This is a genomic window from Pelomonas sp. CA6 (assembly GCF_022549225.1).
Lineage (GTDB): Bacteria > Pseudomonadota > Gammaproteobacteria > Burkholderiales > Burkholderiaceae_C > Roseateles.
The window spans coordinates 126,188-139,625 of the sequence record NZ_JAKZFD010000008.1 but is presented as its reverse complement, the minus strand read 5'-3'; the positions used below and the strand labels follow the sequence as shown (position 1 = coordinate 139,625).

Genomic DNA, 13,438 nt, shown 5'->3' with positions numbered 1-13,438 from the left:
CATGCTGGACCCCCTGCTCCAGCGTGCCAGCCGTCATCGGCTGCTGTCCGTGCTGATGGCCATGGTGGCCGGCGCGGCGGTGATGGGCGTGGCCGAGTTCACCTACCGCCTGGCCGACGAGGCGCTGCAGGCCGAGCGCGTGCGCCAGGCCGCGAAACTGGACGCGCTGCGCCTGAGCAGCCTGCTGACCGATGCCGAAACGGCCCAGCGCGGCTATCTGATCACCGGTCACACGGACTATCTGCAGCCCATGCGCAACGCGCAGGCGCAGATTCCCGAAGTGCTCAAGCGCCTGTCGCGCCAGTACACCAGCACGGGCTGGGCCGACCTGATGCGCGACGTGCGCGCGCGCACCGACGAGAAGCTCTCCGAACTGGACGAGACGGTGCAGATGTACCAGCGCGGCGCCCACGAGGGCTGGCGCGCAGTGACCTCCACCAACATGGGCAAGGAGAAGATGGACGCGGTGCGCCAGGCCACCGAGAGGCTGGCGCGCTACGAGGAAGACCGCATCGGCGACGAGCGCCGCGCCATCTTCCGCGCGCTGGCGCTGGGCCGCTATGGCGTGCATGCGCTGGCGGTGCTGAGCCTGCTGTGGCTGCTCTATTTCCTGAAGAAGAACGAGGCCCTGCACCAGGCGCGGCGCGACCATGCGCGCCTGCTCGGCGAGGAGCGCGACCGGCTGGACGCCGAGGTGCGCCGCCGCACCGCCGAGCTGACCGACCTGGCCGACCACCTGACCCGCGTGCGCGAGCACGAGCGCGCCCACCTGGCGCGCGAGTTGCATGACGAGCTGGGCGCGCTGCTCACCGCGGCCAAGCTGGACCTCAGCCGCGCGCGCCGCCAGCTGGCGCGCGGCCAGCCCGAGGAGCTGGCCGAACGCCTGGGCCACATGGCCACGCTGATCGATGAGGGCATCACGCTGAAGCGCCGCATCATCGAGGACCTGCGCCCCTCGGCGCTGGAGCACCTGGGCCTGTGCGCGGCGCTGGAGATCCTGGCGCGCGAGTTCGCCGCGCGTTCGGGCTGGACGCTGCACCTGGCGCTGGACGAGGCGCGGGCCGACGCGCAGGCCAGCCTCGCGGTCTACCGCCTGGTGCAGGAGAGCCTGAGCAATGCACTGCAGCATGCGCAGGCCACGCAGATCTGGCTGACGCTGCGGCTGGAAGGCGGCTGGATGCGGGTGCAGGTGCGCGACGATGGTCGCGGCTTCGATCCCGCGGCGGTGCCGCCCGGGCACCATGGCCTGCTGGGCATGCGCTACCGCATGGAAAGCCTGGGCGGCACGCTGACGCTGGCGTCCGCGCCGGGGCAGGGCACCCGCATCGAAGCCCGTCTGCCGCAGCCGGTGGCGCAGGACGCGCCGGCCCCGGGCTGAGCGCGCACGGAGCGGGCGCCGTCTCCTGGACAATGCAGGGTTTGCCAACGAACGAATTTGCTTCCGTCATGACCGAATCCACCGCCAAGCCCGCGCTGCCCGACCGCCTGTCGATCGACCCGCGCAGCCCCCACCATGTGCCCGCCGTGTTCGAGCACGACATCGGCATCCTGTTCAACGGCAAGGAGCGCGGCGACGTCGAGGAGTACTGCGTCAGCGAGGGCTGGATCCGCGTGCCCGCCGGGCGTACGCTGGACCGTCGCGGCCAACCCCTGATGATCAAGCTCAAGGGCAAGGTCGAGGCCTTCTACAAGTAGTCAAACGCCGCAGCCGGGCCGCGCGCCCGCGGCAGGAGGGCAGGCCGATGAAGTCCGCTGCACCGTCCGTGAAGACTGGCGGCGACCCCGCGTGGCAGGGGCGCGTGGCCGTCGTGACCGGCGCCTCGTCGGGCCTGGGGCTGGCGCTGGCCGCCGCGCTGGCCGAGCGCGGCGCGCTGCCGGTGCTGGTGGCGCGCGACGCGACGCGGCTGCGCCAGGCGCTCGCCACGCTGGGCGGACGCGGCGAATGCCACGCGCTGGACGTGCGCGACGCCGCCGGCCTGCGCTCGCTGGCGCGCGACCTGGCGCAACGCCATGGCCGGCTGGACCTCTGGTTCAACAACGCCGGACTCACACTGGCCGGCGAGTTCCAACAGATGCGCGCCGAACACCTGCAGCGCATGCTGGAGGTGAACCTGCTGGGCGTGCTGAACGGCTGCAGCGCCGCCTATGCGCTGATGCACGAGCAGGGCCGGGGCCACATCGTCAACATCGCGTCGCTGGCCGGCCTGCTGCCCACGCCCGGACTGGCCGGCTATGCGATGTGCAAGCACGGCGTCGTCGGCCTGAGCCTGAGCCTGCGGCTGGAGGCGGCGCAGCGCGGCGTGCGCGTCAGCGTGGCCTGCCCGGCCGCGGTGGACACGCCCGCTGATCCGACGCGCGCGCCGGCCGATCTGCCGCAGTTGCCCGAGGCGCCCTGGCTGCGCCGCTTCCTGGACGCCGCCGCCGGCCGCCCCGCGCCCGCGGCCGAGGTGGCGCAGGCCATCCTGCGCGGCACGGCGCGCAACGACGCGCTGATCCTGCCGGGCAAGTCGCGCGCGGTGGCCTGGCTCTACCGCATGGCGCCCGGCCTGGTGTGGCGCGACTCGCAGGGCCGTGTCGCGGCGGCGCGGGGACGCGACGCTCAGTCGATGAAGTAGTCCGGCAGCAGGCGCCGGTTGCCCGGCGTCACCGCATAGCCGTCGAGATCCTGGATGCCGTGGCGCATCAGCACCTCGTCGTCAATCAGGAACTGGCCGGTGGAGGCGCGCGCGTCCTCGCGCAGCAGGTGCCAGGCGGCGTCGGCCATGATCTCGGGCTTGCGGCACAGCGCCGGGTCCACGCCGGGAATCATCTGCAGCGCGGCGGTGGCGATCGCGGTGCGCGGCCACAGGCTGTTGACCGCGATGCCCCAGGGCCTGAACTCGCGCGCGTGGCCCAGCGTGCACATGCTCATGCCGTACTTGGCCATGGTGTAGGCCACGTGCGGCGCGAACCAGTGGTCGCGCAGGCTCAGCGGCGGCGAGATGTTCAGCACATGCGGATTGCGGCCCCGCGCGGCGCTGTCGCGCAGCGCCGCCAGACAGGCCTGGGTGCAGCAGAAGGTGCCGCGCGCGTTGACGCCCATCATCAGGTCGAAGCGCTTCATCGGCGTGTCCGGCGTGGGCGTCAGGCTGATCGCGCTGGCGTTGTTGATCAGGATGTCGATGCCGCCGAACTGCGCCACGGTGCGCGCCACCGCGTCGGCGACGGCCGCCTCGTCGCGGATGTCGGTGGGCAGCACCAGCGCCTGGCCGCCGGCCGCGCGCACCGCCTCGGCGGCCTGGCCCAAGGTGCCGGGCAGGCGCGGGTTGGGGTCCACGGTCTTGGCCACCAGCGCGATGTTGGCGCCGTCGCGGGCCGCGCGTTCGGCGATGGCCAGGCCGATGCCGCGCGAGGCGCCGGTGATGAACAGGGTCTTGCCGGCCAGGCTGGCGGCGGCGGGATGGGAATGCTGATTGGGGTTCATCGGGACGGGGCCTCCTGGGCATAGAGTTGCTCGACCCGCGCGCCGTGCCGCTCCAGCACGGCCTTGCGGCGTATCTTCAGGGTCGCGGTCAGCTCGCCGGCGGCGATGGACAGCGGCTCGGCGAGCACGACGAAGCGGCGTATCGCGGCCACGCGCGACTGCGCCTGGTTCAGCGCGTCGATGCCGCGCTGCAGCTCGGCCCGCACCGCGGGGTGATTGGACAGCTGGGCCGCGCTGGCGACGGGCAGTTGCTGGCGCTCGGCGAAGGCGGCCAGCGCGTCGGGCTTGAGCGTCAGCAGCGCGGCGAGGAAGTGGCGGCCATCGCCGACCACGACCGCGTGCTCCACCAGCGGCAGGTTCATCAGCGCCGCCTCCAGATTGGCCGGCGAAACGTTCTTGCCGCCCGAGGTGATGATGAGGTCCTTCTTGCGTCCGGTGATGTAGAGATAGCCCTGTTCGTCGCGCCGACCCAGGTCGCCGCTGTGCAGCCAGCCGTCCACCAGCGCCTCGGCCGTGGCCTCGGGCGCGCCGGCATAGCCCTGGAACACATTGGGGCCGCGCACCAGGATCTCGCCGTCCTCGGCGATGCGCACCTCGACGCCCGCCAGTGGCTGGCCCACCGAGCCGTGCAGGGTCGCGCCGGGCAGGCTGACGGTGGTGGGGCCGCTGACCTCGCTCTGGCCGTAGACCTCCCCGATCACCAGGTCCAGCCCGCTGAAGAAGCGCAGGCACTCGGGCGCGATCGGCGCGGCGGCGGAGATCAGCACCCGGCCCTGGTCCAGCCCCAGCGCGCGCTTGATCTTGTTCAGCACCAGCCGGCGCGCCAACGCCAGGCGCAGCGCGGCGCGCAGCCCCGGGGCCTGTCCGGCGAGCCGGCGCGCGTGATAGTCGCGCGCGCTGCGCTGGGCCCAGTCGGCGAGGCGCTTCTTCGTGCCGCTCAGCCCCGCCAGCCGGGCCTGCAGCGCGGCCTGCATCTTTTCCCAGACACGCGGCACGCCGACGAAGATGGTGGGTTGGACCTCGGGCAGATGGCTGGACAGCGCCTCCAAACTCTGCGCGAAGAACACCTGGACGCCGGCGTGCGCCATCATGTGCACCGCACTGATCTGCTCGGCCACATGGGCCATGGGCAGGTAGGAGATCAGGCGGTCATGGCCCGAGGCCTGGAAGGCGCGCACCAGCGCATCGGCCGTCCAGGCCAGGTTGTCGTGGCTCAGCACCACGGCCTTGGGCGGGCCGGTGGTGCCGGAGGTGTAGATCAGCGTCCCGGCGTCGCCGCCGCGGATTCGGCGCATGCGGCGCTCCAGCTCGGCCTGGTGCGCTTCGGTGCCGCGCGCCATGAAGGCCTCCCAGCCCAGCAGTTCGCCGTCCACGGCTGGGGCGCCTTTCATCGCGACCACCTGGCGCAGGTGGGGCAGGGCCGCGCGCCGGCCGGCCAGCTTGGCGGCCTGCTGGGCGTCCTCCACCAGCAGCAGCGGCGCGGCGCTGTGCGCCAGGATGTATTCGACCTCGCCGGGCGCGCTGGTCCAGTAGATGCCGGCCGCCACCGCGCCCACCATCATGGCCGCATGGTCCATCACCAGCCACTCGGGCCGGTTGAAGCCGAGGATGCAGACCGCGTCGCCCGGCCGCACGCCCAGGTCCACCAGCGCGCGGGCGGCCTGCTGCACCTCGGCGGCGAAGTCGCGCCAGTTCGTCGCGTGCCAGCCCGTTGCCGTGCGCACGTGGTAGGCCGGGCACTCGGCCCGTGCCGCCGCCGTGGCGAGCAGGCGTGCCGGCGCGAGCAGATAGGGCGGGTGGCCTGTGGGGCTGGAGGCGGGCGGCGTGTGAGGCTGCATGGGGACTCCTGGCTCGGGGCGGGCGGTTGAGGGGCGTTGCGGGTTGGCGGGAAGGGCGGGACGTGGGGGCGCGCGGGGGGGGCGGCGCGACGCCCCATGGCGGCTCATGCCGGCTCGGGCGGCGGCTCGCTCGCGGGGCAGAGAAGCGCCCGCGCCTCGGCCGGCGATGCGATGGCGCGGCCGGCGCGCCGCGCGCATTGGGCCAGTGCCTCGATCAGCGCGCCGTTGCCCGAGGCACGCGAGCCGTCGGGCAGGTAGAAGCTGTCTTCCAGCCCCGTGCGCAGCATGCCGCCGAGCTCGGCGGTCTTCTGGTGCACCGGCCAGATCTCGCGGCGGCCGATCAGCGTGGTCTGCCAGCGCGCGCCGGCCTCGGTATAGCGTGGCAGCAGCGCCAGCAAGTCGGCGTCGCACGGCATGCCGGAGGCCACGCCCATCACGAAGTTGTAGGTGGGCCGGCCCATGCGCGGGGCGCGGAACATGCCATTGCGCACATACATGCCGACCGAGCGCACGATGCCCACGTCGAAGCACTCGAATTCCGGATGGGTGCCGCATTCGTCCATCACGTCCAGGAAGGCCGCGACCTTGGACACCGGGTTGTCGAAGACCATGGGCGGCCAGGCCCACTGGCCGTCGTCCCTGAGCTTGAGGTAGTTCAGGCTGCCGGCGTTGCAGGCGGCGATCTCGGGGCGCAGGCGGCGCAGGCAGGCCACCGGGCCGGCGATGTCCTTGCCGATCACACCGGTGCTGAGGTTGATGATCACGCCGGGACAGGCCGCGCGGATCGCGCCGACCACTTGCGCTGCCAGGTCGGGGTCCCAGCTGGGCAGGTGCTGGCGGCCCTCGTCCTGCTGGCGCAGGTGGACATGCATCACGCTGGCGCCGGCGTTGAAGGCGTCGCGCGCTTCGGCCGCCATCTGCGCGGGCGTGACCGGCACCGGGTGCTGGCGCGGGTCGGTGAGCACGCCGGTCAGCGCGCAGCTCAGGATGGCGAGGTCGCTCATGGCGTGGGTTCCTCTTGCAGCGGTTCCAGTTCGGCCAGCAGCGCGCCGGCAGCCACGGCCTGCCCGGGGGTCGCGTGCAGGGCCTTGACGCGGCCGGCGCAGCCGGCGGCCAGCCACATTTCCATCTTCATCGCCTCGACGCTGAGCAGCGGCTGGCCGGCGTCCACGCGGTCGCCGACCCGCACGCGCAGCTGCGAGACCAACCCCGCCACCGGCGCGAGGGCCCGCCGCGGGTCCTCGGCCTCGGCGGCCTGGGGCTGCGGCGAGGGCTCCTCGAAGACGAACACCGCCGCGTCGCGGGCCAGCTGCAGCCGCGCGCCGTCGCGCCACGCGACGCAGGCGCGCTGCAGGCCGTCGAGTTCGATCCGCCAGAGGCCGTCGGCGTCACGGCCCAGCAGCCGGGCGTGGTGTTCGGCGGCCGGTGCCGGGCCGTCCAGGCGCGCCAGCCGCAGCGAGCCGTCGGGCTGCGGGCGCACGCGGAAGCGGCGCCGCGTGTCGCGCTGGCGCAGCGTCAGCTCGAAGCCGGCCCGCGGCCCGCCCAGCGTGGCGGCGGGGCCGGTGGGTGTCGACTCCGGCTGGGCCCGCAGCGCGGCGGCGAGCAGCCAGTCCTGGTCGTTGGGCTCGGGGCGGCGCAGCAGCGCGTGGCCCTGCGCGGCCCATTCGTCCAGCAGCGTGGTGTGCAGCCGGGCGGCGCGAAAGTCCTCGCCGCGCAGCAGGTCGCGCAGCAGCCGGGCGTTGGTGGGCAGGCCCAGCACGGGCGCGTCCTCCAGCGCCGCGGCGAGGCGGCGCAGCGCGTCCTCGCGGTCGCGCCCGTGGACGATGAGCTTGGCCATCATCGCGTCGTAGTAGGGCGTGATCTCACCGCCCTCGCGGATGCCGTCGTCGACGCGCAGCCCGGCGTCCGCGCGCATCGCCCGCTGCGGGCGCCACCAGGCGATGCGCCCGGTCTGCGGCGCGAAGCCCGCATAGGGATCTTCGGCATAAAGGCGGGCCTCGATGGCGTGGCCGCTGAACACCAGCTGGTCCTGGCTCAGCGGCAGCGGCTCGCCGGCGGCGATGCGCAGCTGCCACTCCACCAGGTCCAGCCCGGTGATGCATTCGGTCACCGGGTGCTCCACCTGCAGCCGCGTGTTCATCTCCAGGAAGTGGTGGCGGCCGCTGTCCATGTCAACGATGAACTCCACCGTGCCCGCGCCCACATAGCCCACGGCCAGCGCGGCGGCGACGGCATCGCGGCCCATGGCCTCGCGCAGCGCCGCGTCGACGATGGGCGAGGGCGCTTCCTCGATCAGCTTCTGGCGGCGGCGCTGCGTGCTGCAGTCGCGCTCGCCCAGGTGCACGGCCTGGCCCTGGCGGTCGGCGAAGACCTGGATCTCGATGTGGCGGCCGCGCCGGATCAGGCGCTCCAGCATCAGCCGGCCGTCGCCGAAGGCGCTCTGCGCCTCCTGGCGCGCGCTGTGCAGCGCGGCCTCCAGGTCCTCGGCGCGGTCGACCTGGCGCATGCCGCGCCCGCCGCCGCCGGCCACCGCCTTGACCAGCAGCGGATAGCCCAGCTGGCTGGCCTCGTGGCGCAGCCGGGCCGGGTCCTGGTCCTCGCCCAGCGTGCCGGGCAGGCAGGGCACGCCGGCCGCGATCATGCGCCGCTTGGCGCCGGCCTTGTGGCCCATCGCCGCAATGGCCTCGGCCGGTGGGCCGATGAAGCACAGGCCGGCCTCGGCCACGGCGCGCGCGAACTCGGCGTTCTCCGACAGGAAGCCGTAGCCGGGATGGAGGGCATCGGCGCCACTGCGTCGCGCGGCGTCCAGCAGCAGGTCCATGCGCAGATAGGACTCGGCCGCCGTGCGTCCGCCCAGCGCGACGGCCTCGTCCGCCAGCGCCACATGCGCCGCGTCGGCGTCGGCCTCGGCGTACACCGCGACGCAGCGATAGCCCAGGCGCCGCGCGCTGCGCATCACGCGGCAGGCGATCTCGCCGCGGTTGGCGATCAGGATCTTGCTAAACACCGGCTTCTCCCAGATCCGTGGCCCAGCGCGGCGCGCGCCGCTCGGCGAACGCGGCCAGGCCTTCGCGCCCTTCGTCGCCCAGCGCGGCGCGCGCGAACACGGCCGCGGCCTCGGGCACCAGGTCCCGCGCCGCGACCTGCTGCGCGCGTGCCATCAGCGCCTTGGTGGCGGCCAGCGCGCGCGGCGCGCAGCGCGCGATCTGGCGCAGCTGCGCCTGCACGGCGGCGTCCAGCGCGGCGGCGTCGTGCAGCTCGTGCACCAGGCCCAGGCGCAGCGCTTGCTCGCCATCCAGCCGGCCCGCGCCGACCGCGAGGCGGCGCGCCTGCGCATAGCCCAGGCGCTGCACCAGGAAGGGCGCGATCTGCGCCGGCACCAGGCCCAGCTGGGTCTCGGGCAGCTGGAAGCACACCGAGCGCGCGGCCAGCACCAGGTCGGCGACGCAGGCCAGGCCGAAGCCGCCGCCCATCACCGAGCCTTCCAGCACCGCGACAGTGGCCAGCGGCGTGTCGTTGAAGGCCAGGCACAGCTCGCCGAAGGCGGCGTTGAGCCGCTCCAGCGCGGCCGGCCCCTGCGCGGCCGCAGCCTCGCGCGCCCGCACCATGTCCTTCAGGTCGCCGCCAGCGCAGAAATGCCCGCCATTGCCGCGCAGCAGCAGCGCGCGCAGGTCGGCCTGCTGCTCGGCCCAGGCGAGCGCGCGGCGCAGCTCGTCCACCATGGCCAGCGACAGCGCGTTGCGCGCCTCGACGCGGTTGAGCCGGATCTCCAGCACGCCGCCGCCGCGCGGCAGCAGCTGCAGCGACGGGGTGTCGGGCAACGCGCCGTTCATGCACCCGCCTTGGGCAGCGTGCCCTCGAGCTTGCAGATGATGCCCAGCATCACCTCGTCGGCGCCGCCACCGATGGACAGCAGCCGGCCATCGCGGAAGACCTGGCTGATGGGGTTGTCCCAGGTGAAGCCCATGCCGCCCCAGTACTGCAGGCAGGCGTCGGAGACCTCGCGGATCAGCCGGCCGCACTTGAGCTTGCTCATGGAGGCGAGCCGGGCGGCGTCCTGGCCGGCGACGTAGTGCTCGGTGGCGCGGTAGATCAGCGCGCGCAGCGCCTCGACCTCGGTGCGCAGCTCGGCGAGGCGGAAGTGGATCACCTGGTTGTCCAGCAGCGAGCGGCCGAAGGCCTGGCGCTGGCGCGTGTAGGCGATGGTCTGGTCGATCATCTGGTCCATCAGGCGCAGTGACGAGGCCGCGCCCCAGAGCCGCTCCTCCTGGAACTGCATCATCTGCAGCGCGAAGCCCGAGCCCTCCTGGCCGATCAGGTGGCGCCGCGGCACGCGCACTTCGTCGAAGAACAGCAGCGCGGTGTCGGAGGACTTCATGCCGATCTTGTCGATCTTCTGCCGCGTCACGCCGGGCAGATCCAGCGGCACGATGATGAGGCTCTTGTTTTTGTGCACCGGGCCGTCGCCGGTGTTGACCAGCAGACAGCACCAGTCGGCCTGCAGACCGTTGGTGATCCACATCTTGCTGCCGTTGATCACGTAGTCGCCGCCGTCCTTGCGCGCGTGCGTGCGGACCGCCGCGACGTCGGAGCCGCCGCCCGGTTCGGACACGCCGATGCAGCCCACCAGATCGCCGGCGATGGACGGCGCGAGGAACTCGCGCCGCAGCGCGTCGCTGCCATGGCGCGCCAGCGCCGGCGTGCAGAAGTCGGTGTGCACGCCGATGCCCATGGGCACGCCGCCCACATGGCAGTTGCCCAGCGCCTCGGCCATCACCAGGGAATAGCCAAAGTCCAGGCCGGCGCCGCCGTAGGCCTCGGGGTACTTCAGGCCCAGCAGGCCCAGCGCGCCCAGCTTCTTGAAGACCTCGTGCGCGGGGAACTGTTCGTCCCTTTCCCACTGGGCGACATGGGGGTTGAGTTCCTTCTCGACGAAGCGGGTGACGGTGTCGTACAGCGCCTGGTGTTCATGGGTCCATGGCATGGCGGAAGTCTCCTGAGTGAGGGGCGCGGGGGCGCGGAGCCGAGGTTCAGAGCCGCGCGACGCCGAAGGTGTTGGGCCGCAGTTCGCGTGCGCGCGCCTGGTCCGCGAGGTCCAGGCACAGCGCGAGCACGGCGCGCGTGTCGCGCGGGTCGATCACGCCGTCGTCCCACAGCCGCGCGGTGCCGAAGAGCACGCCGGACTCGCGCTCGATGCGCTGGCGCAGCTGGGCGCTCATCGCGGCGAGCGCGGCCTCATCCACTGGCCGCCCGGTGCGTTCCTGCTTGGCGCGCTGGACGATCTCCATCACCCGCGCCGCCTGCGCGCCGCCCATCACCGCGGTGCGCGCGCTGGGCCAGCTAAAGATGAAGCGCGGGTCGAAGCCGCGACCGCACATGCCGTAGTTGCCGGCGCCGAAGCTGCCGCCCAGCACGATGGTGAACTTGGGCACGCGCGCGTTGGCGACCGCCTGGATCATCTTGGACCCATGCTTGATCGCACCGCCGCGCTCGGCCTCGCGGCCCACCATGTAGCCGGTGGTGTTCTGCAGGAAGACCAGCGGCACGCCGGCCTGGTCGCACAGCTGCATGAACTGGGCGGCCTTGGTCGAGCCCTGGGGCTGGATGGGGCCGTTGTTGCCGATCAGGCCCACCGTGTGGCCCTCGATGCGCGCATGGCCGCAGACGGTGTCGGGCGCGAGCAGGGCTTTGAACTCGAGGAACTCCGACGCGTCGACCAGCCGCGCGATCACCTCGCGCACGTCATAGGGCTCGCGCTCGTCGGCCGGCACCACGCCCATCAGCTCCTCGGCGGCGAACAGCGGCGCCGGCGCCGGCGCGCGCGCGGCGCGGGCGTCCCAGGGCAGCAGCTGCATCAGCTCGCGCGCGGTGGCGATCGCATGCGCGTCGTCCTCGCACAGGTATTCGCCCAGGCCGGTCACGCGCGCGTGGGTGTCGGCGCCGCCCAGCTCCTCGTCGTCGACGTCCTCGCCGATCGCCGCCTTGACCAGCGGCGGGCCGGCCAGGTAGATGCTGGAGCGCTCGCGCACCAGCAGCACATAGTCCGACAGCCCGGGCAGGTAGGCGCCGCCGGCGGTGGACGAGCCGTGCACGATGGCGATCTGCGGAATGCCCAGCGCCGACAGCCGCGCCTGGTTGGCGAAGCTGCGCCCGCCTTCGACGAACATCTCGCTCTGGTACATCAGGTTCGCGCCGCCGCTTTCCACCAGGTAGATCAGTGGCAGGCGGTTCTCCAGCGCGATCTGCTGCGCGCGCAGGGTCTTCTTCAGCCCCATGGGCGCGATGGTGCCGCCCTTGATCGCGGCGTCGTTGGCGCTGATCAGCACGCGCTTGCCGGCGACCTGGGCGATGCCCACGATCAGTCCGCCGCCCTGCACCGACTGCTGACCGTCGTCGTCGTGCATGGCCAGGCCCGCCAGCGTGGACAGCTCCAGGAAGTCGGAGCCGCGGTCGATCAGGCGCGCCACGCGCTCGCGCGGCGGCAGCTGGCCGCGCTGCTCGAACTTTTCGCGCTTGGATTCGGATTCGGCCGCGACACGGGCCTCCAGCGCCCGCAGCGCCGACAGCCGCGCGTGCATGGCCTGCGCATTGGCGGCGAAAGTGGCCGACGCGGGATTCAGGCGTGATCGCAGGCGGCTCATTTCAGGACCTCCGGCAGGACCGCGCGGTGGAAGCCCTCGAACGCGGCGCCGGGGCGGCCGTCCTGCACCGGCAGCAGGGGGCTGCTCAGCGACGCGCCACCGTCGATCTGCAGCGTGACGCCGGTGATGAAGGCGGCCGCTGGCGACAGCAGGAAGACGATGGCGGCGCTGATCTCGGCCTCGGTGGCGAGGCGGCGCAGCGGCACATGGTCCTTCAGGCGCCGGATCAGCGGCCGCATCTCCGGCCCGTAGCGGTCCATGCCGCTGGACGCCACCCAGCCCGGCGCCACCGCGTTGACGCGCACGCCGGCCGCGGCCCATTCCAGCGCGGCGCTCATGCTCAGGTTGCTCGTGCCGGCGCGCGCCGCGCCGCTGTGCGCCATGCCGGGCATGCCGTTGCGGAAGTCGGCCGTCATGTTGACGATGGCGCCGCCGTGCTGGCGCAGGCATTGCGCGTACAGCTCGCGCATCATCAGGAAGCCGCCGGTGAGGTTGTTGGCCAGCACCGCCTCGAAGCCGCGCTTGGAGATGGCCGTCAGCGGCGCCGGGAACTGGCCGCCCGCGTTGTTGACCAGGCCCGTGATCGGGCCGGCCTCGGCCAGTGCCTCGCCGACATGGCCCCGCACCGCGTCTTCGTCGCGGATGTCGAAGGCGCGCCAGCGGCAGCGGCCGCCGTCCTCGGCGATCTCGGCGGCGACGCGCTGCAGCTTGTCGGCGCTGCGCCCCGAGATCAGCACCTCGGCGCCCAGCGCGGCCAGCTCGTGTGCGACGCAGCGGCCTATGCCCGAGCCTCCTCCCGTGACCCAGATGCGCCGGTCGGCGAACAGCCCGGGTCTGAACACGCTGCGGTAGGCCGCAGTCCTTGTCTCGTCCATGCCTCTGCTCCCGTTTTGGAAACATGACCAGAATGGACGCAATGTTCCGTTAACGTCACCATGATGACCCATAGGTGATTACCATGGCTGCGAGGTCGCCGGGGCGACGTAGGATGCACGGCGTGGCAATACCGCCGAGGCGGGGACTGGAACTGGACGTGGCCGTCACCATGGATCGCAAACGCAAGGCCGAGGCGCTGGAGGTGCTGGCCGCCAGCAGCAGCGCACCGCAGGAGCCGCTGTATGGCATCACCGAGCTGTGCCGGGAGTTCGATCTCTCGCCGCGCGCGATACGCTTCTACGAAGACAAGGGGCTGATCGAGCCTCGGCGCATCAATGGCGCGCGCGTGTATTCGCAGCGCGACCGCGTGCGGCTCAAGCTCATTCTGCGCGGCAAGGCCATCGGCTCCAGCCTGGAGGAGATCAAGCAATACCTCGACCTCTACGGCCACCACGGCGAAGGCCGCGCCCGCCAGCTGCAGTACACGCTGGAACGCACCGATCAGATGATCGCCGAACTGGAGCAGCGCCGCGTCGCCATCGAGGCCACGCTGGCGGAGCTGCGCGTGGTCAACGCGTCGGTCCGCGCGCAGCTGGCGCAGCAGGGCAAGGGCTGAGGCC

At 72.7% G+C, this 13,438-nt stretch carries 12 protein-coding genes; 4 read left to right on the top strand and 8 right to left on the bottom strand.

Annotation, left to right across the window (positions count from 1 at the left end; all coding sequences use genetic code 11):
• The first annotated feature begins 1 nt into the window (after window position 1).
• The 3 genes from LZ017_RS14575 (at window position 2) to LZ017_RS14565 (ending at window position 2,615) form a co-directional block, all read left to right on the top strand.
• Window positions 2–1,378 (top strand): CHASE3 domain-containing protein, encoded by a 1,377-nt coding sequence (locus tag LZ017_RS14575; RefSeq protein WP_241397603.1) that lies wholly within the window; start codon window positions 2–4, stop codon window positions 1,376–1,378.
• A 68-nt stretch (window positions 1,379–1,446) separates the two neighbouring features.
• On the top strand, window positions 1,447–1,695 hold the full coding sequence (locus tag LZ017_RS14570) for a DUF3297 family protein (RefSeq protein ID WP_241397602.1): 249 nt from the start codon (window positions 1,447–1,449) through the stop codon (window positions 1,693–1,695).
• 47 nt (window positions 1,696–1,742) lie between these two features.
• The gene (locus tag LZ017_RS14565) at window positions 1,743–2,615 is read left to right on the top strand and encodes an SDR family oxidoreductase (protein ID WP_241397601.1); all 873 of its coding nucleotides are present in this window, start codon (window positions 1,743–1,745) and stop codon (window positions 2,613–2,615) included.
• Here LZ017_RS14565 and LZ017_RS14560 read toward each other — a convergent pair.
• The 8 genes from LZ017_RS14560 to LZ017_RS14525 form a co-directional block, all read right to left on the bottom strand.
• Complete coding sequence (locus LZ017_RS14560) at window positions 2,600–3,463, bottom strand: NAD(P)-dependent oxidoreductase (protein ID WP_241397600.1); 864 nt, start codon at window positions 3,461–3,463, stop codon at window positions 2,600–2,602. The two genes, LZ017_RS14565 and LZ017_RS14560, sit on opposite strands and share 16 nt — an antisense overlap.
• A complete protein-coding gene (locus LZ017_RS14555; protein ID WP_241397599.1) occupies window positions 3,460–5,301 on the bottom strand; it encodes a long-chain fatty acid--CoA ligase in 1,842 nt (613 codons plus the stop codon). The genes LZ017_RS14560 and LZ017_RS14555 overlap by 4 nt, the downstream gene beginning before the upstream one ends.
• A gap of 104 nt (window positions 5,302–5,405) precedes the next feature.
• Entirely contained in the window at window positions 5,406–6,305 is a 900-nt protein-coding gene (locus tag LZ017_RS14550; protein WP_241397597.1) for a 3-keto-5-aminohexanoate cleavage protein, read from the bottom strand.
• Window positions 6,302–8,308 carry a biotin carboxylase N-terminal domain-containing protein gene (locus tag LZ017_RS14545; protein WP_308194077.1) on the bottom strand — a complete coding sequence of 669 codons (2,007 nt, stop codon included), beginning with the start codon at window positions 8,306–8,308 and terminating at the stop codon, window positions 6,302–6,304. Before LZ017_RS14545 ends, LZ017_RS14550 begins: the two co-directional genes overlap by 4 nt.
• A complete protein-coding gene (locus tag LZ017_RS14540) occupies window positions 8,301–9,134 on the bottom strand; it encodes an enoyl-CoA hydratase/isomerase family protein (protein WP_241397596.1) in 834 nt (277 codons plus the stop codon). The genes LZ017_RS14545 and LZ017_RS14540 overlap by 8 nt, the downstream gene beginning before the upstream one ends.
• Window positions 9,131–10,285, bottom strand: coding sequence for an acyl-CoA dehydrogenase family protein (locus tag LZ017_RS14535; RefSeq protein ID WP_241397594.1), 1,155 nt, complete (start codon window positions 10,283–10,285; stop codon window positions 9,131–9,133). The genes LZ017_RS14540 and LZ017_RS14535 overlap by 4 nt, the downstream gene beginning before the upstream one ends.
• A gap of 46 nt (window positions 10,286–10,331) precedes the next feature.
• Complete coding sequence (locus LZ017_RS14530) at window positions 10,332–11,942, bottom strand: acyl-CoA carboxylase subunit beta (RefSeq protein WP_241397593.1); 1,611 nt, start codon at window positions 11,940–11,942, stop codon at window positions 10,332–10,334.
• Window positions 11,939–12,817 (bottom strand): SDR family oxidoreductase, encoded by an 879-nt coding sequence (locus LZ017_RS14525; RefSeq protein ID WP_241397592.1) that lies wholly within the window; start codon window positions 12,815–12,817, stop codon window positions 11,939–11,941. The genes LZ017_RS14530 and LZ017_RS14525 overlap by 4 nt, the downstream gene beginning before the upstream one ends.
• A gap of 170 nt (window positions 12,818–12,987) precedes the next feature.
• On the opposite strand from LZ017_RS14525, the gene LZ017_RS14520 reads away from it, so the two are divergent.
• Window positions 12,988–13,434, top strand: coding sequence for a MerR family DNA-binding transcriptional regulator (locus LZ017_RS14520; protein WP_241397591.1), 447 nt, complete (start codon window positions 12,988–12,990; stop codon window positions 13,432–13,434).
• Window positions 13,435–13,438 lie beyond the last annotated feature (4 nt).